Genomic DNA, 16,553 nt, shown 5'->3' with positions numbered 1-16,553 from the left:
CCTTCACGAAACCGGCCGGTGAGCACGCCGTAAGAGTGAGCACCGACCGGGCCGGTTCACGACTCCGGCCGGAGCGCGGTGAGGAACGCCGTCCATGCGGCGGGGCTGACGTGGAGGGTGGGGCCGTCGGTGCGTTTGGAGTCGCGTATGGCGATGAGGTGGGGGAGGTCGGTGGCTACTTCGACGCACTCGCGCTCTTCGTTGCTGTAGCCGGACTTGAGGAAGGCGTAGGGGGGCATGGCTCACAGTTCTGTGCTGAGGCTCGTGATGGGAGCCAGGGACTCTTCGGCGCTGAGGGCATTCCGTTCGATGTTCTCGAACATGGCGCCGTACACGCCAGCCTCTTCGCCCCCTTCGTGCCACAGCTCGTTGCGAGGGATCTCCATGTAGACCACGTCCATGGCGCCTGGCTCGGCGAATGAGAGGACGTTGAAGGCGCATCCCATGCCGGGCTGAGCACCAGCGCAGCTCTCGTTCGGGTTCAGCGCGCGCACATACTCCGGCGCCTGTAGCAAGCCAGGTACGAAGGCCAGTTGCCAAGTTGTGATGGTCGTCGCGGCGCACTCCAGTGCCACGTACTCCTGTATGGCGCCGATGCCCGGAAACTCACTCCACCACCCCCTGGCCTTCCGCCGTTCGCGGTCCAACCTCGCCAGTTCCAGCAGGCCGCCCACGACGGCGGGGTCGTGCACTCCGTACAGCTCGCACAGCGCTCGAATGTCCGGGTCGCGCATCGGTACCCAGCCGCCCTCCATCTTGGCGATCTTGGTGGTGGAGGCGGTGAGGGCCTTGGCGGCGTGGGGCTGGCGGAGGTCTGCTGTGGTGCGCAGGCGCGTCAGTTCGCCGCCGAGTCTGCGGCCCAAGACGGTCGAGGTGCTGTTTCCCTGCGTCGGCTGGCTGGTTGCCACGTATTGCTCCTCCTCGGCGGGGCCGGATCAGTCTGGTGGCGTCCGAGACGGCCTCGCAACTCGTTCGGAGGATTTCCTCCGAGAGGAACTTGTACGGCGCGCTTGCTGCCCCTGCCGTCCGTAACGAACGAACCACTCGTGCGGCCGCATCAGTTGGCGCAAGGGTGCGCGCTGCTCGTCATCACGAGGAGGCCGTCGACGATCTCTCCGCATGACCCCACAGAAGTTGTCCTCCACGAGGACCTGCTCGACTACTCGCCGTTCCCCAAGAGTGTGCGGCTCGCGCGGTACCGGACGGCCCGGCTGCTGTGGGAGTGGGGGTGCGGACACCTCGTGGACGACGCCGAGCTGCTCGTGTCGGAGCTGCTCACGAACGCGATCACGCACGGGAGGGCGCCGGGGCGGCTGGTGCGGGTGGACCTGACGCTGGGGAAGGACGTGCTGCGGCTGGCGGTGAGTGACGCGCGGGGGGAGGCCCGGCCGTGCGTACGGGAGCCGGGGGCGACGGCCGTGGCGGGCTCGGGCTGGTGCTCGTGCGGGAGGTGGCCGCGCGGTGGGGTGTGCGGGAGTGGGAGGTCGGCAAGACGGTGTGGTGCGAGCTGGATGTCAGGCGGCGGGAGTGACCGTGGGAGAGGGGCCGCCGAGGACGATGTCCCAGTGGTAGGTGAGGGACACGGGGCGGCCCGGTGGCAGGGGTGCCGGGGTGTACGTGGCGATCAGGCGGCGGCGGGCGGCCGTGTCCGGGGCCGCCTGGAGGACCGAGTCGTGGGCCAGGAGGGGGTCGCCCTCGAAGTACACCTGCGTGACCAGGCGTTGCGCGAACGCGCGACCGAAGAGGGAGAAGTGCAGGTGGGCGGCGCGCCAGGCGTCGTCCGGGGCGCCGAGCGGGTACGGGCCCGGCTTGATCGTGGTGAAGGTGTAGCGGCCGTCGGCGTCGGTGAGGGCGCGGCCCGCGCCGGTGAAGTGGGGGTCCAGGGGCGCGTCGTGCTGGTCGCCCTGGTGCGCGTAGCGGCCGGCGGCGTTGGCCTGCCAGAGTTCGAGGAGCTGGTGGGGGACGGGGCGGCCGAGGTCGTCGACGACGCGGCCGGTCAGGGTGATGCGTTCGCCGATGGGGGTGCCCGCGTGGTGGCGGGTGAGGTCGCTGTCGAGTGGCGTCACGTCCGTATGGCCGAAGACCGGGCCGTACAGCTCGGCGCTCTCCGGGCCGGCGGGGAGGACGAACGGCGGCCGGGTGGGGTGGCGGAGGGGGAAGCCCCGGTACGGCGTGGGTGAGGTCGGCATGGGGCCGTTGTCGCACGTGGCGGAGGGCCGGGCAAGGCCGCGAACCGGCCCGGTGCGGTCGGCCCCGTACCGCACCACGAGGGCGGGGGAGAGCGACCCCTGCGTGGCCCCGGGCCCCCGCCCGCCGGCCCGGAGGTGCCGGACGCGCCCTCCCCGCGCCGCTACGCCGACAACCGGAACCGCAGTCGGCAGATCGTCGCGTCCGTCGTGCGGCGGACCGCGTGGGCGACGACCGCGCCGCGCTGGTTCTGCAGGAGGCGTTGCCACAGGTGGGCCGGTTCGACCTCGGGGATCAGGACGGTGATCCGGGTACGCGGTTGCCGGTGGGCGAGGTCGCGTACGTAGGCGGCGATCGGGCGGCCGACGGTGCGGGTGGCGGAGGGCAGTTCGAGGAGGTCGACGCCGGGGTTCCACAGTTCCCAGTCGCGGCGCAGGGACTCCGCCGCGCGGCGGTCCTCGGGCCCGGCGTGGGTGACGGTGACGGCCTGTACCTCGTCGCCGAGCGAGACCGCGGCGTTCAGCGCCTCGCAGGTGAGCCTGGAGAGGTGGGAGACGGGGACGACGACGAGGGAGCGGTCGCGGTGCGGGGGTTCGGGGATGCGGCCGAGGTGCAGGTGGTCCGCGATCCTGCCGTACGCCCGGTGGACCGCCTCGAAGGCGAGGACGAGGGCGGGCAGCGCGATGACGATCAGCCAGGCGCCCTCGGTGAACTTCGTCGCCGTGACGACGACGGCCGAGACGCCGGTCAGCAGTGCGCCGAAACCGTTGAGGACGGCCTTGCCGCGCCAGCCGGAGGAACGTTCCTGCCGCCAGTGCCGGACCATGCCCACCTGGCAGATGGTGAAGCCGACGAAGACACCGATGGCGAAGAGCGGCACGAGGGTGTTCACTTCGCCGCCGGAGAAGCCGAGCAGCAGGGCGGCGACGGCGGCCAGCGCCAGGACGCCGTGCCGGTGCACCTGCCGGTCGGCCTTGAGGCCGAAGACGTGCGGCAGGTAGTTGTCGCGGGCCAGCAGGCTCATCAGGACCGGCAGCCCGCCGAAGCTGGTGTTGGCGGCGAGGGCGAGCAGCACCATGGTGGCGAACTGCACGACGTAGAAAGCCCAGTTGTGGCCGAGCGAGGCGTCCGCGAGCTGGGCGAGGACGGTGACGCCCTCGACCGGCTGGAGGTGGAAGCGCCCGATCAGTACCGAGAGACCGATCAGCATCACACCGAGCAGGGCGCCCAGGGCGATCTCGGTGCGCTGCGCCCGCTTGACGGCGGGCGCCCGGAAGGACGGTACGGCGTTGGCGACGGCCTCGACGCCGGTCAGGGCCGAGCACCCGGCGGCGAACGCCTTCAGGAGCAGCAGCGCGCCGACGGAGGTGGCGTTGCCGGCGAGTACGGAGGCGTGGCCGGTGGCGGACGCCGTGGAGACGGGCGCGTCCCGGAACAGGCCGACCGCGACGACGGCGAGGATCGACCCCACGAAGACGGCGGTCGGCACGAGGAACGCCTTCGCCGAGTCGACGATGCCCCGCAGGTTCACACCGGTCACCAGCACGAGCACCCCCAGGCACAGCCACAGCCGCTCGCCGTAGAGGGCGGGGAAGGCGGAGGTGAGCGCGGCGACGCCGGCCGTCACCGAGACGGCGACGTTCAGGACGTAGTCGAGGAGGAGAGAGGCCGCGGCGGCCAGTGCGGTACGGCGCCCGAGGTGGGCCTTGGCGACGGCGTACGAACCGCCGCCGTTCGGGAAGGCCGCGATCACCTGACGGTAGGAGGCGACCAGGACGGCGAGCAGCCCCGCGATGCAGAGGGTCACCGGGAGGGTGCAGCCGAGGCCGTAGGCACCCGCGGCGGCCAGCACCAGGACGATGGACTCGGGCCCGTACGCGACGGAGGCCATCGCGTCGAGGGAGAGGGCGGCGAGGCCCTGGAGGGACGTCAGGCGGTGCCGGGCGTCCGGGTCGGGGCCGGGCCGGGGCGCGGCTGCCGGGTCGGCGGGCGGCGCGGGCGCGGCCGTCGGGGCGCCCGTCGCGTCGGCGGCCCCGGCGTCCGGCGGTTTCCGGCCCACGGCCCGTCCGCCGGTACGGCCCGCGGTCCCGCCCGTGGGCTTCCACACCATCGACATCGTTCGCCGTACCTCCGTGCGCTGCGGGATGAGAGCCCCGGTACCGGGGCCAGCCCAGCGTGAGTGCCGGTTCGTACGGGCGCGCCGGTTCTTGGCGTGGCCTTGGCGGAAGATCCGGCCTTCTTCACGCCTTCTTGATGCCCGGCGGGGGCGTACGGATACGTACGGGTGGCCGGAGCACCGGTTGGGCGGGGCACACACCGTACGGACGCGCTCCCCGGGACAGGAGCGGCCGGGGCCCGTGGCCGGCGTAGGGCGCGGCACATGGTCAACGGCGCGTCAAGTTCCCGCGCCGTGCGTCAGCGCCGCGTCAAGGTCCCGCCGATTCCGGCACCGTGGCCCTAGCGTCGCGGCCATGGGACGGCGATGGATGCCGGGGGCCGGGGCCACGGCCCACGGAGGGGACGGCGACGACGGCGCGTACGGCACGGGGCGGAGAGGCGGTGAGGCGCGCGATGGACGGCAGGCGCGGAAGAGGTACGCCCTTCCACCCCCGGTGCACGGCCCGGCGGCCTACCGCGACCGCCGGTGGACGGCCGAGCTGCGCACGGCGGCCTGCGGCACGGCCGGCGTCCTCGGCCTCATGCTCGTCGTCGACCTCGCCTGCCACACCCTCGATCCGCTGCGCGCCGCCTGTTGGGCGGCCCTCGCGGTGGTGCTCTTCGCGGCGCTCTTCCCGCCCCGGGTGACGGCCGGGGCGGGCTGGCTCGCCGTACGCGGACTGCTGCGCGAGCACCGGGTCCGTACGGACCTGCTGGTCCTCGTGCACCGCAGTGACGGGATGGCGCCCCGGCTGGTGCTCCGCGACGCGCTGGGCGACCGCGTCGAACTGGACCCCAAGGTCCTCACCGCCGACCCGGCCCTGTGGCATCTGCTCGACACCGGCGCCCGGCTGTCCCGGGAGCGCGGTCTGCTGCGGTCGGGCGGTGAGGTGCTGCGGGTACTGAGCGAGCGGATCGACCGGGACGGGGCCAGGGCGGTCTTCGAGGCGTCGGGCCTCCACTGACCGCGCCGGCCCCGGCCGTCGGGGCCACGGCGTGGCTGTCCCGGCCGTCAGGTCCACGGCCTGCCGGCCCCGGCCGACAGGACCACGGCGTGCCCGCTCCGGCCTGCCCGCCCCTCGGTCCTCGGCCCCACCGAATCAGCTCCCGGCTCCGCCGAATCAGCCCCCGGCCCCGCCGAAGTCGTACCGCACGCCCGTCAGCTCCTCCGACGCGTCCCACAGCCGGGCCGACGTCTCGTCGTCCCGTGTCCACGGGGCGCGGAAGCACGGTGCGGTGGCGCCGCGCAGGCCGTTGCGGGGGCCGAGGAAGGCGTCCGGCTTCATGTGCGGTGCGGTGGCGGCGCACAGGGTCGGCAGGGCGCCGGACTCGGCGGGCTGGCCGATGAGGCGGTTGGCCAGCGCCACGACGCGCTCGGCGCCCGTACGGCCTTCCATCCGCACGCCGGCGGCCTGCAGATTGGTGTCGGCGTATCCGGGGTGCGCGGCGACGGCCAGCACCTGCGAACCGGCGCGCGCGAGGCGGCGCGACAGTTCGTGGACGAAGAGCAGGTTGGCGCTCTTGGAGCGGCCGTAGGCGATCCAGCGGCGGTAGCCGCGCTCGCTGCCCAGGTCCTCCAGGTCGACGTTGCCCAGCACGTGGAAGCCGCTGGAGACGGTGACGACGCGGGCCCCCGGGGTGGCCAGCAGCTTGGGCAGGAGGAGGCCGGTCAGCGCGAAGTGGCCGAGGTGGTTCGTCCCGAACTGCATCTCGAAGCCGTCTGCGGTGCGGCGGTGCGGGAGCGCCATCACACCGGCGTTGTTGATCAGGAGGTCGAGGCGGTCGCCGTCGAAGTCGTCGAGGCCCGCCGCGAAGGCGCGCACGGACGCCAGGTCGGCCAGGTCGAGCCGCCGGAACTCGGCCTCGGCGGCCGGCACTTCGGATCGCAGCCGGGCCAGCGCCGTGTGCCCGCGTGCCTCGTTGCGGCAGGCCATGACGACACGTGCGCCACGGCGGGCGAGTTCGCGGGCGGTGATGTAGCCGATACCGCTGTTGGCGCCGGTGACGACCGCCGAGCGGCCCGTCTGGTCGGGGATGTGGCTCGTGGTCCAACGGGTCACGCCTGCTGCGCTCCTTCGTCGGGGCGTCGGGGGGCACCAGCGTACGCCCGGAACGGTAAGGACACGCCCCTCACGCACCGGTGCCGAGGTCCCGCACCCGGTAGACGGGCACCGACACCGCCGGATCGTCGAGGCAGGTGCCCGTCTCCAGGTCGAAGCGCTGCTTGAGCAGCGGCGAGGCGACGAACGGGCGGCCGTCCGCCGAGCCGGTCAGGCCGCGGGACAGGACGTACGCGCCGGTGAACGGGTCACGGTTGCCGATGGCGTACGGGCGTCCCGCGCGGTCCACGAACAGCGCCACCTGACCGCCGTCCGGGAGGAGGGCGGCGACGCCCCGGCCGGGGACGAGGGCGGACGGGTCGCAGACCGGGAACCAGTGGCCGTCCCCTCGCTGTTCCGGGGCGTGTTCGGTGAGTTCCACGGCGAGTGTCATCGGGCGGCGGTCCCTTCCAGGGTGCGGGCGGCGGAGGCGGCCGGGGCGTCGGCCAGGGTGCGGACGGGAAGCGTCGGGCCGGCCAGCAGGCGCAGGTCCGGCTTGATCTGGTCGCGCTCCGGGACGAAGCGGACGGCCGGGTCCGGCGCGTCCGGCGCGTTGACGAAGGAGACGAAGCGGGCGAGGCGCTCCGGGTCGGCGAGGGTGTCGGCCCACTCGTCGCGGTAGGCCGACACATGCGCGGCCATCAGCGCCTCCAGCTCGTCGCACAGGCCCAGCGAGTCGTGCACGACCACGTCGCGTACGTGGTCGAGGCCGCCCTCGATGCGCTCCAGCCAGGCGGAGGTGCGCTCCAGGCGGTCGGCGGTGCGGATGTAGAACATCAGGAAGCGGTCGATGAGCCGGACCAGTTCGGCGTCGGAGAGGTCCTGCGCGAGCAGGTCGGCGTGGCGCGGGTCGGCGCCGCCGTTGCCGCCGACGTAGAGGTTCCAGCCGTTGGAGGTGGCGATGACGCCGAAGTCCTTGCCGCGCGCCTCGGCACACTCGCGCGCGCATCCGGAGACGGCCGACTTGAGCTTGTGCGGGGAGCGCAGGCCCCGGTAGCGCAGTTCCAGGTCGATGGCCATACGGACCGAGTCCTGCACGCCGTAGCGGCACCAGGTCTGTCCGACGCAGGACTTCACGGTGCGCAGTGCCTTGCCGTACGCGTGCCCCGACTCGAAGCCCGCGTCGACCAGCCGGGCCCAGATCCGCGGGAGCTGGTCGACGCGGGCGCCGAACAGGTCGATGCGCTGGCCGCCGGTGATCTTCGTGTAGAGGCCGAAGTCCCGGGCCACCTCACCGATGACGATCAGTTTCTCCGGGGTGATCTCGCCGCCGGGGACGCGCGGGACGACCGAATACGAGCCGTTGCGCTGGAGGTTGGCGAGGAAGTGGTCGTTGGTGTCCTGGAGGGCGGACTGCTCGCCGTCCAGGACGTACCCGTCGGCGCCGACCGTGGGCGCCAGGGAGGCGATGATCGAACCCACCGTCGGCTTGCAGACCTCGCAGCCGTCACCGCCGCGCGCCGCCTCCCGGCCGTGGCCGTCCAGTAGCGCGGCGTACGAGGTGAGGCGGCGGGTGCGGACGATCTCGTACAGCTCGGCGCGGGTGTGCGGGAAGCAGCCGCACAGGCCCCGGTCGACGACCGCGCCGCCGGCCGTCAGCTCGTCGTTGACCAGGGTGGTCAGCGCCTTGACGCAACTGCCGCAGCCGGTACCCGCCTTGGTGCACTTCCTCACCTCGGGCACGGTGGTGCAGGAGTGCTCGGAGACCGCGGAACGGATGGTGCCCTTGGTGACGTTGTGGCAGTTGCAGATCACCGCGTCGTCGGGGAGGGCGGCGGGCCCGAGGGCAGCCGGCGCGCCGGAGCCCGCGGGCAGGACGAGCTGCTCCGGGGCGACCGGCGGCACGGTGCCGGTGAGCGGGCGCAGCAGCCCGTACGACTCGGCGTCGCCGACCAGCACACCGCCGAGCAGCTCGCCGTCCGCGCCGATGACCAGCTTCTTGTAGACGCCGGAGCGGGAGTCGGCGTACACGACGTCGAGGCAGCCGGGCGTGGCGCCGTGCGCGTCCCCGAAGGAGGCCACGTCCACACCGAGGAGCTTGAGCTTGGTGGCGGTGTCCGCGCCGGTGAAGACGGGCGCCCCGGCCGCGTCGGCGATCGCGGCCGCCGCCGCCTCGGCCATCTCGTAGCCGGGCGCCACCAGGCCGTACACCGTGCCGTCGGAGGCCAGCGCGCACTCGCCGATCGCGTACACCGCGGGATCCCCGGTACGGCACCGCTCGTCCACCGCGATGCCGCCGCGCTCGCCCACCGCCAGCCCGCAGTCCCGGGCGAGCTGGTCGCGCGGGCGCACCCCGGCCGAGAAGATCACCAGGTCGGTCTCGACGCGTGAGCCGTCCGACAGTTCCATGGCCCGCACCGCGCCGTCCTCATCCGCGACGATCTCCTTGCCGCCGACGCCCGTGTGGACGCTCAGGCCCATGCCCTCGACGGTCCGGCGCAGCGCGCCGCCGCCGCCCTCGTCCACCTGGAGCGCCATCAGGCGCGGGTTGAACTCGACGATGCGGGTGCGCAGTCCGAGCCCCTTGAGGGCGCCGGCCGCCTCCAGGCCGAGCAGCCCGCCGCCGACGACGGTGCCGGTGCGGCAGTTCTCGGCGTACGCCTCGATGGCGAGCAGGTCCTCGACGGTCCGGTAGACGAAGCAGCCGGTGCTGTCCTTGCCGGGCACCGGCGGCACGAACGGGTACGAGCCGGTGGCCAGGACGAGGGTGTCGTACGGGACCGTCAGGCCGGACCGGGCGGTGACGGTGCGCGCCGCGCGGTCGATGGCGGTGGCCGGGTCGCCGAGGTGCAGCTCGATGCCGTGCCGGGCCATGAAACCGGGGTCGGTCAGGGACAGGTCGTCCGGCGTGCGGCCGGCGAAGTACGAGGTGAGCTGGACCCGGTCGTAGGCGGGGCGGGGCTCCTCGCACAGCACGACCACCCGGGCGCGCCCGGTCACCCCACGGTCGGCGAGCGCTTCGAGGAACCGCTGGCCGACCATGCCGTGGCCGATGAGCACAAGGGTGGGAACGGCGGTTGCGGCCATGGTCAGGAGCCTCCGTCGGGGGTGGGGGCGGTGCGGGGACCGCCGCTGGGTTCGGTGGTGAGCAGGTGCAGGAGGGGCGCCGCCGGCAGCGGGTCGTCGGCCTCCCAGGTACGGGCGAGGGCGCCGACGGCACCGAGGTCGCCGAGGAGGATGCCGCCGACCAGGCGGTCACCGCGGACGATGACCTTGCGGTAGGCGCTGCGGGTGGCGTCGGACAGGTGGATCACGTCGTCGCCGGGGCGGGGGGAGGGGGTGCCGAAGGCGGCCAGGTCGAAAGGGGCCGGCGGCACGGTTCCGGGACGTGGCCCGTGGCCGGTGCGGGTGAGGGTCAGGCGGGTGAGGGCGCGGGTGCCGCGGTAGGCACGCGCCCGCGCGGTCGCGTCCCCGGCCTCCGCCAGGAGGATCCTCGCCAGCAGGTCGGCCTGTTCGAGGGCGGGGCCGGCCAGGCCGTACACCAGGCCGTCGTGCTGTGCGCAGTCGCCGATCGCGTGGATACGGGGATCGGCCGTCCGCAGGTGGTCGTCGACGACGATGCCGCGGTCCACCGGCAGCCCGGCCGCCCGTGCGAGGCCGACGCGCGGGCGCACCCCGCAGGCGAGGACGACCAGGTCGGCGTCGGACACGTAACCGTCCGCGAGTTCCACGGCACGCACGGAACCGTCCTCGACCCGCAGCCCGCGCACCCGGCACTCGGTGTGCACCTCCACCCCGAGCGCTTCCAGGTGGGCGCGCAGCAGGGCCGCGGCTTCGGCGTCGAGTTGGCGTTCCATCAGGTGCTCGCCCTGCTGTGCCAGCAGAACCGGTACGCCGCGCTCGGCCAGGGCACGGGCCGCGGAGACCCCGAGCAGGCCGCCGCCGATCACCACGGCGCGCGCTCCGGAGCGTGCGGCGGCCGCGTCGAGCGCCGTGCAGTCGTCCAGCGTGCGGAACGGGTGGACGCCGTGCGGCAGATCGTCCTGTCCGGGCGGGAAGAGCCCGCGCAGCGGCGGGAGCACCGGGTTGGAGCCGGTCGCGAGGACGAGCCGGTCGTACGGGACGGCCTGCCCGCCGTCGCACAGCACCGTACGGCGCGCCCGGTCGATCCGGACGGCCCGCACTCCGCTCAGCCACCGCACCGCACCGTGCGGGGCCGGGAGGGCGATGACCTCGTGCGCGTAGCGGCCGGCCAGCACCTCGGCGAGCAGGACACGGTTGTACGGCGCGTGCGGCTCCGCACCGAGGACGGTGAGTGCCGGGGCGCCGCCGGTGCCGTCGGCGCCGGCCGGGCTCAGGCGCTGCGCGAGCCGGGCGGCGGCCATCCCGCCGCCGATCACCACCACACGCTGTTGCGAGGTCATGTCCGCCAGCGTGCGGCCGGGCTGTTACCCGACCGCATCCGCGCTGTTTCCCGTGGGGAACGCTGCCCTCAGCGCGGGGGAGGGCGCGGTGTGAGGGGCCGGGGCCTGGCCGTGGTCACCGTCCGCGTCCCCACCCGTAACCCCTCTCCCCGGGGACCGCCCCCCGTCCGAAACCGATCACCGCCGGGTGCCGGCGGTGCTGCGGTCTCTGGAGGCGGTGGGGGCAGGGCAGGGGGGACAGGGGGACAGGGAGGCAGCGCGCCGGGGGCGGGCTAGAGCGCGATGCTCGCCGGCGGCGAGAGTTTCCACAGGTGGCCCAGGGGGCGCAGGCCCAGGCGGGCGGCGACGTTCTGGGACGCGTGATTGGTGGCGGACGTGCTGTAGAAGAGGTGGCGGCCGGTGGGCGCCTGGAGGCGGGACCAGGCGGCGGTGACGGTCGCGGCGTGGCCCCGGCCACGGTGACCGGGGCGGGTCCAGGTGCCGGCCTCCGCGCCGTGGTCGGTCCAGCAGGGGGTGTGGCAGATCGAGACGACGTGGGCGGGGTGCCCGGCGTCCGGGTCGGGAGCCGGGGCCGCCGGGTCCAGGGCCATGGCCCACGGTCCGAGTTTCCCGTCGAGCAGGTCGTGCCACTCGTCGGCGTCCCAGTTGCCGGGGTTGGCGGTGCGCAGGGACGCGACCACGGCGGGGTCCGTGGTGTCGGAGCGGACGACGGGGGCGGTCGGGGCGTACCGGATGCGGTCGGGACGGACCAGGTAGCTGGGGCCCGAGGTGATGTGTACGGGGCCGAGGGCCGTCTCCAGCAGGTGGTGGAGGCGGGGGAGGTCAGGAGGCGGTAACTCCGGGCCCGCGGGGGCCGGCTGCGGTGAGACGGCGGCCAGCAGCTCGGCGGCGAGCGCGTCCGGGAGGTGGTCGGCCGCCGCCGGGACCTGGGTGCGGCCGTCGGCCGACACGGCGAGCACCATGTGGTGCGGGCCCCGGAAGCGGCCGCGTCCGTCCGTGCGCCAGATGACCTCGATCTCGGTCCTGAGCAGATGCGCGACGTGCGTCCGGCGCGGGTCGGTCACCGGGCCTCCTTCTCCGGCGTCGGCCCGAGCAGCCGGGTGAGCGCGCGGCGGGTGCGGTCGGGGGCCGTGGGGTCGGCGAAGAGCTGGATGGCCTGGTTGAGGCCGGTGTAGAGGCCGATCAGCTCGAAGACGAGCTGATCCGGGTCGGTGTCGGCGGGGAGTTCGCCCGCGTCGACGGCGTACCGGATCTCGTTGGCCAGACGGCGGCGCCACAGGGTCGAGCGGCGCACCACCGCGTCCCGGAGGGGGCCGACGCGCGCGTCGAACTCGACCGCCGCCGTGGTGAAGAAGCAGCCGCCGGGAAACGCGCCGCGCTCACGCTCCAGGTAGGTGATCCAGGACTCGCAGACGGCGCGGAGCCGGGCCAGGCCGGGGGCGGTGTGCGTGGAGGGCTCCCACACCGCCCTGGAGAAGATCGCCGACGCGCCGTCCAGGGAGGCGAGCTGGAGCGCCTCCTTCGTGCCGAAGTGACCGAGCACCCCGGCCTTGCTCATGCCCAGGTCGGTGGCGAGGCGCCCGATGGTCAGCCCGTCCAGCCCTTCGACCGAGGCGATCGCGATGCTGCGGTCGATGATCCGCTCGCGGGTCCTGCGGGACTCGGCGGCGGACTTGCGTGGGCTCATGCCGCCATCGTATCCAGCGTGCCCAGGACCCCCCTCCAATTAGCTTCCGAACGATCGGTTGCTATATTTCCGGCCGGTGTGGATGGTGTGGACGGAGTGGTCCATGGGGTCGGCGGGGCTCAGCGTGGTCCGCGGGCCTGGTGTGACCGATATGGCCCGTGGGACCGACGCGGCCCGCACCGTTCGTCCGTACCGTCCGCACCGCTCGTCCATACCGACCGCATCACCCGTACCGGGCCGCACGCCGTGTGCGGCCGGCGACCCGAGGAGAGCACGTGCCGGGAACCCGAATCGCCGCGCTGGGCCACCACCAGCCGTCCCGCGTCCTGACCAACGACGACCTGGCGGGCATGGTCGACACCAGCGACGAGTGGATCCGGCGGCGTACCGGCATCGCCACCCGCCGGGTGGCCGACGCGGAGTCCGTCGCCGACCTGGCCACGGCCGCCGCCGGCAAGGCCCTGGCCGCCTCCGGGCTGGAGCCCGGTGACATCGGCCTGGTCACCGTGGCGACCTGCTCGGCCATCGACCGCTGTCCGTCCACCGCCGCCCAGGTCGCCGCCGCGCTCGGCATCCCCTCGGCCGTCGCGTACGACCTGAACAACGGCTGCGCCGGCTTCTGCACCGCACTCGCCTGCGCCGACCACTCGGTCCGGGCCGGTGCCGCCCGGCACGCCCTGGTCATCGGCGCCGAGAAGATGTCGGACGTGACGGACTGGACCGACCGCAGTACGTGTGTCCTGCTCGGGGACGGCGCGGGTGCCGCCGTGCTGAGCGCCGCGGAGTCCGCGCACATCGGGCCCGTCGTCTGGGGCTCCGACCCCACCCGCTCGCAGGCCGTGCGCCTGATGGGCGACTGGCACCCGCGCTTCGCGCAGGAGGGGCAGACGGTCTTCCGCTGGGTCACCACCGAACTCGCCCCGCTGGCCCGGGAGGCCTGCGCCCGGGCCGGTATCGCCCTCGCCGACCTCGCCGGTGTCGTCACCCACCAGGCCAACCTGCGCATCATCGAGGCCCTGGCGCAGCAGCTCGGCCTGCCCGAACACGTGGTGATCGCGCGGGACGTGGTCGACTCCGGCAACACGTCCGCCGCGTCGGTCCCCCTCGCCCTGTCCAAGCTGGCCGAGCGCCGCGAGCTGCCGTCCGGCGGTCCCGTCCTGCTGCTGAGCTTCGGTGGCGGACTGTCGTACGCGGGTCAGGTCGTGGACTGCCCGTAGGGGGCGGGGGCCGGTCGAAGGGAACGGGAAGAGCGGATGGAGCGGACGGAGGAGACGGAGTGCGGAAGGGGTGGATGGGTCGGGTTCGCGGATTTTCTTCCTGGTGCGGGTGTTTACTCCTGGGGCGCGAGGCAACCCGCCTGTTGGGAAGGAAACAGCCCCCACAACGAGTAAGGGTGAGTAGTGATGGCTGAGTCCACCAACAACGGCAACTTCGCCAACGACCGCGAGAAGGCCGCACGCGCCGGGCAGAAGGGCGGCCACGAGAGTGGCGGCAACTTCGCCAACGACCCGCAGCGCGCGGCGGACGCCGGGCAGAAGGGCGGTCACGAGAGTGGCGGCAACTTCGCCAACGACCGCGAGCGGGCCGCCGAGGCCGGGCAGAAGGGCGGCCGCAGCCGCCACGGCGCGTAGCCGCCACTGTCACGGCGAACAGCCGCCGTCGCGACGGAAGCTGCCGGGCGGGCCGGTGACCGTCGGCCGGGCGGGACGCCGTTGCGGCGTCCGCGGCGGGCCGGGCGCGAGCCCGCGGACAGCAACCGAAGCACTGGGGCGGACGTCCACGAGACGTCCGCCCCTTTTTGCCGTGCCGGCCAGTGATCTCCGCCGGCCCGGTGTCGTGCCGGCCGGTGGCCTCCGTCAGCCCCTGTTGACCGTCAGCCCGTGATCTTCGCCGGGCACAGGCGGCGCGGCTGCTTGTCGCCGCTCAGCTCGGCGTCCACACAGCCGCCGGGCAGACCGGCGTGGGGGGTGCTGCCGAAGTTGGCGGTGACGGTGAGCTTGCCGTCGCCGAACTCCGTACGCTGCACGAGGTTGTCGCCGGTCAGTCGGCGGAACGAGGTCAGCTTCTCGGTGCCGGCCGCCTTGTGCAGCGGCGAGAAGTACTTCTGGAGGGCGGCCAGTTCCGGGCCGTACTTCTTGATGGCGGGTCCGTCGAGCACGTAGTTCAGCGGGATGTTGTAGAGCATCGCGAGCAGCGCCCGGTCGGTCTTCTGCCGCGGCAGCTTGTCGTACGACAGCTCCCAGCGTTCGGCGTTGACGAGCGAGCTGTGCAGCGCGGTCTCGTACAGCGGCACCCGGTAGGCCGGGTCGTACATCGCCTTTGCCAGGTCGGCCGGCAGCTCCACCGGCTTGAAGAAGGCCTTGGGGGCGTTCTGCGGGTAGTAGCCGCCCCAGGTCTCCCTGTCGCGCTGGAGTTTCCACAGGCCGTCGGCGACCGGTGTGGCCGCCCCGTGGTTGAAGGCCAGCACCTTGTTGGCCCAGGACTGGGCGCTCTCCGAGCCCAGTACGAGCTTGTCGTCCTGGGCGAGGCGCCGCATCCGGGCCAGCCGGTTCGCACGGTCGCCGGCCTTGGTCATCGGGTGGGCGGCGCTGTGGTCGCGGAACTCCTCGCCGGTCGCGTCGACGTCCAGGAAGTAGCTGTCCGCGCCGTTGGCGGTCATGGCGCGGGTGCGGTCGGCGAGGTAGTGGTGCCGCGGCTCGGCCTGTTCGAAGGCGCGTGAGCTGAGGTAGCAGCCGCGGTTGCCGAAGCCGGTCGCCGGCTTGCCCTGGGCGTCCCGGACGCAGAAGTCCGGGTAGACCGTGCCGGGCCACACGGAGGTGGGGGAGTCGGCGGCCTTCGGGTCCTGGCCGTTGGCGAACGTGTCGTACGGGCCCACGAGGTAGCCCGCCTTCTTGGCGGCCTTGACGGCCGCGGCGTCCATCGGGTCGGGCCCGGCGTCGTAACCGAGCCACATCCGGTCCACCCCCAGCTTCCGCAGCTCCTGGACGCCTCCGGCCTTGCGCGCGTCGCCCCACACGTACGCGTGGAAGGCGCCGAGCAGTTTGCCGTTGGCCGGATTCTTGTCGATCTTCTCGCGCAGGCTGCCGAGCTGCCCGTGCTCGGAGAGCCAGGAACGGTAGTCGGCGCCGGGCGCGACGGGGTTGCCGTCGGTGAGGGCGAAGGTGACGGTGTAGTCGCGGGTGCCGTCGCCGCCGTTGAAGTCGTGGGTGGTGGAGGTGCTCAGCCGCCCGCCGGCGGAGCGGAACGTCAACGAGGTGCCGAGGTCGGTGGGGGTGAGGTAGCTGACGCCGTGTCCGCGGCCCAGGGAGTAGCCCCACAGCGGCAGTTCGAGCTGCCCGCCCACGTCGATCGCGCTGTCCGCGAGCCCGGCCTTCGCGGAGTTCCAGAACGTGTCGCGTACGGGAATGTCCAGGCCCTCGCCGCGCGGCAACTGGACGGACGACGCGGCCCGGTCGGTGCCGGTGACCGGCCAGGTGACCGAGGTGTCGCGGCCCGCCTTCATGCTGACCCGCAGCCGCCCGTGGTCGGCGCGCGCGGTCACCGTCAGCCCCTGGTCCGGGTAGCTCCAGCGGGCGCCGCCGTCGGCGCGCTCGACCGGTCCCGGCTTGCCGAGGCCGGTGCCGGAGGGGGCGGACAGCACCAGGCTCCTGCCGTCCGCCGTACGGGCGTTCACCGCGAGGGTCCCGGTGTCGACGGTGGCCGTACCGCCCCGCACGGGGATCTCGACGTGCCGTCCTCCGACGGTCCCGGCCACGGCCTGGCTGCTGCACCCGGAGGCGCCGACGGTGGCCGTGGCCGTCAGGACGAGGGAGGCGGCGAGCACGCGCGTACCGGTGCGGGTACGGGAGCGGGGGCGGCCACCGCTTGGAGCGATCTTGGAATCCATGGACACGTGGATAGTGGGCGGAGTTAAGAACTCTCTAAGAACGTGTGCGCGGGCAGTGCCGGCCCGTCTCGGTACGGCCGGCGACTGGCTGACGGCGACGACGAATGCGGCGAGTCCGTCGAGTGGTCGGTGGGTGCTGCCGGACGGAGGGTGTCGGACAGGTGTTGTCGGGC

General features: G+C 73.5%; 15 protein-coding genes and 1 pseudogene. 5 read left to right on the top strand and 11 right to left on the bottom strand.

What is annotated here, in order from left to right:
- Positions 1-56: 56 nt before the first annotated feature.
- Together ACH4EB_RS03095 and ACH4EB_RS03090 are read right to left on the bottom strand one after the other, a co-directional pair.
- Positions 57-239, bottom strand: coding sequence for a DUF397 domain-containing protein (locus tag ACH4EB_RS03095; protein WP_398345509.1), 183 nt, complete (start codon positions 237-239; stop codon positions 57-59).
- Between the two features lie 3 nt (positions 240-242).
- Positions 243-908 carry a Scr1 family TA system antitoxin-like transcriptional regulator gene (locus tag ACH4EB_RS03090; protein WP_398345508.1) on the bottom strand — a complete coding sequence of 222 codons (666 nt, stop codon included), beginning with the start codon at positions 906-908 and terminating at the stop codon, positions 243-245.
- Here ACH4EB_RS03090 and ACH4EB_RS03085 point away from each other — a divergent pair.
- Together ACH4EB_RS03085 and ACH4EB_RS03080 are read left to right on the top strand one after the other, a co-directional pair.
- Positions 798-1,334, top strand: a pseudogene (locus ACH4EB_RS03085) (ATP-binding protein); the annotation flags it as partial. The gene ACH4EB_RS03090 and the pseudogene ACH4EB_RS03085 sit on opposite strands and share 111 nt — an antisense overlap.
- A 56-nt stretch (positions 1,335-1,390) precedes the next feature.
- On the top strand, positions 1,391-1,531 hold the full coding sequence (locus ACH4EB_RS03080; RefSeq protein WP_398345507.1) for a hypothetical protein: 141 nt from the start codon (positions 1,391-1,393) through the stop codon (positions 1,529-1,531).
- Here ACH4EB_RS03080 and ACH4EB_RS03075 read toward each other — a convergent pair.
- Complete coding sequence (locus ACH4EB_RS03075; protein ID WP_398345506.1) at positions 1,515-2,189, bottom strand: protocatechuate 3,4-dioxygenase subunit beta; 675 nt, start codon at positions 2,187-2,189, stop codon at positions 1,515-1,517. The two genes, ACH4EB_RS03080 and ACH4EB_RS03075, sit on opposite strands and share 17 nt — an antisense overlap.
- Positions 2,190-2,350: 161 nt before the next feature.
- Positions 2,351-4,303, bottom strand: coding sequence for an APC family permease (locus tag ACH4EB_RS03070; protein WP_398345505.1), 1,953 nt, complete (start codon positions 4,301-4,303; stop codon positions 2,351-2,353).
- A 355-nt stretch (positions 4,304-4,658) separates the two neighbouring features.
- Between ACH4EB_RS03070 and ACH4EB_RS03065 the strand changes: the two genes are divergently transcribed.
- Complete coding sequence (locus ACH4EB_RS03065; protein ID WP_398345504.1) at positions 4,659-5,309, top strand: hypothetical protein; 651 nt, start codon at positions 4,659-4,661, stop codon at positions 5,307-5,309.
- A gap of 156 nt (positions 5,310-5,465) precedes the next feature.
- Here the strand turns inward: ACH4EB_RS03065 and ACH4EB_RS03060 are convergent, their stop codons facing one another.
- From ACH4EB_RS03060 to ACH4EB_RS03035, 6 genes are all read right to left on the bottom strand, one after another.
- Positions 5,466-6,404 (bottom strand): oxidoreductase, encoded by a 939-nt coding sequence (locus ACH4EB_RS03060; RefSeq protein ID WP_398345503.1) that lies wholly within the window; start codon positions 6,402-6,404, stop codon positions 5,466-5,468.
- 70 nt (positions 6,405-6,474) lie between these two features.
- Positions 6,475-6,837, bottom strand: coding sequence for a nitrite reductase small subunit NirD (gene nirD, locus ACH4EB_RS03055; RefSeq protein ID WP_398345502.1), 363 nt, complete (start codon positions 6,835-6,837; stop codon positions 6,475-6,477).
- A complete protein-coding gene (nirB, locus tag ACH4EB_RS03050; RefSeq protein ID WP_398345501.1) occupies positions 6,834-9,470 on the bottom strand; it encodes a nitrite reductase large subunit NirB in 2,637 nt (878 codons plus the stop codon). Before nirB ends, nirD begins: the two co-directional genes overlap by 4 nt.
- Positions 9,471-9,472: 2 nt before the next feature.
- Entirely contained in the window at positions 9,473-10,807 is a 1,335-nt protein-coding gene (locus ACH4EB_RS03045) for an NAD(P)/FAD-dependent oxidoreductase (protein ID WP_398345499.1), read from the bottom strand.
- 272 nt (positions 10,808-11,079) lie between these two features.
- Entirely contained in the window at positions 11,080-11,871 is a 792-nt protein-coding gene (locus tag ACH4EB_RS03040) for a GNAT family N-acetyltransferase (RefSeq protein WP_398345498.1), read from the bottom strand.
- Positions 11,868-12,494 (bottom strand): TetR/AcrR family transcriptional regulator, encoded by a 627-nt coding sequence (locus ACH4EB_RS03035; protein ID WP_398345497.1) that lies wholly within the window; start codon positions 12,492-12,494, stop codon positions 11,868-11,870. Before ACH4EB_RS03035 ends, ACH4EB_RS03040 begins: the two co-directional genes overlap by 4 nt.
- Before the next feature lie 275 nt (positions 12,495-12,769).
- Here ACH4EB_RS03035 and ACH4EB_RS03030 point away from each other — a divergent pair, with 275 nt between their 5' ends.
- Together ACH4EB_RS03030 and ACH4EB_RS03025 are read left to right on the top strand one after the other, a co-directional pair.
- On the top strand, positions 12,770-13,711 hold the full coding sequence (locus ACH4EB_RS03030; protein WP_398345496.1) for a beta-ketoacyl-ACP synthase III: 942 nt from the start codon (positions 12,770-12,772) through the stop codon (positions 13,709-13,711).
- Positions 13,712-13,897: 186 nt separating this feature from the next.
- The gene (locus ACH4EB_RS03025; protein ID WP_398345495.1) at positions 13,898-14,125 is read left to right on the top strand and encodes a general stress protein; all 228 of its coding nucleotides are present in this window, start codon (positions 13,898-13,900) and stop codon (positions 14,123-14,125) included.
- Between the two features lie 242 nt (positions 14,126-14,367).
- Here ACH4EB_RS03025 and ACH4EB_RS03020 read toward each other — a convergent pair whose 3' ends face one another.
- Positions 14,368-16,380: a glycoside hydrolase gene (locus tag ACH4EB_RS03020; RefSeq protein WP_398345494.1), complete on the bottom strand. Its 2,013-nt coding sequence runs from the start codon at positions 16,378-16,380 to the stop codon at positions 14,368-14,370.
- Positions 16,381-16,553 lie beyond the last annotated feature (173 nt).

It is taken from the genome of Streptomyces sp. NPDC018045, from assembly GCF_044327445.1.
In the GTDB taxonomy this organism is placed as follows: domain Bacteria; phylum Actinomycetota; class Actinomycetes; order Streptomycetales; family Streptomycetaceae; genus Streptomyces.
Note: the sequence above shows the minus strand (reverse complement) of the source record. Positions and strands in the feature narration are given on the sequence as shown.

Coding starts and splice junctions, on each gene's coding strand:
- ACH4EB_RS03095 (WP_398345509.1), bottom strand. CDS start 239: ATGCCCCCCTACGCCTTCCTCAAGTCCGGCTACAGCAACGAAGAGCGC.
- ACH4EB_RS03075 (WP_398345506.1), bottom strand. CDS start 2,189: ATGCCGACCTCACCCACGCCGTACCGGGGCTTCCCCCTCCGCCACCCC.
- ACH4EB_RS03070 (WP_398345505.1), bottom strand. CDS start 4,303: ATGTCGATGGTGTGGAAGCCCACGGGCGGGACCGCGGGCCGTACCGGC.
- ACH4EB_RS03065 (WP_398345504.1), top strand. CDS start 4,659: ATGGGACGGCGATGGATGCCGGGGGCCGGGGCCACGGCCCACGGAGGG.
- nirD (WP_398345502.1), bottom strand. CDS start 6,837: ATGACACTCGCCGTGGAACTCACCGAACACGCCCCGGAACAGCGAGGG.
- nirB (WP_398345501.1), bottom strand. CDS start 9,470: ATGGCCGCAACCGCCGTTCCCACCCTTGTGCTCATCGGCCACGGCATG.
- ACH4EB_RS03045 (WP_398345499.1), bottom strand. CDS start 10,807: ATGACCTCGCAACAGCGTGTGGTGGTGATCGGCGGCGGGATGGCCGCC.
- ACH4EB_RS03035 (WP_398345497.1), bottom strand. CDS start 12,494: ATGAGCCCACGCAAGTCCGCCGCCGAGTCCCGCAGGACCCGCGAGCGG.
- ACH4EB_RS03025 (WP_398345495.1), top strand. CDS start 13,898: ATGGCTGAGTCCACCAACAACGGCAACTTCGCCAACGACCGCGAGAAG.
- ACH4EB_RS03020 (WP_398345494.1), bottom strand. CDS start 16,380: ATGGATTCCAAGATCGCTCCAAGCGGTGGCCGCCCCCGCTCCCGTACC.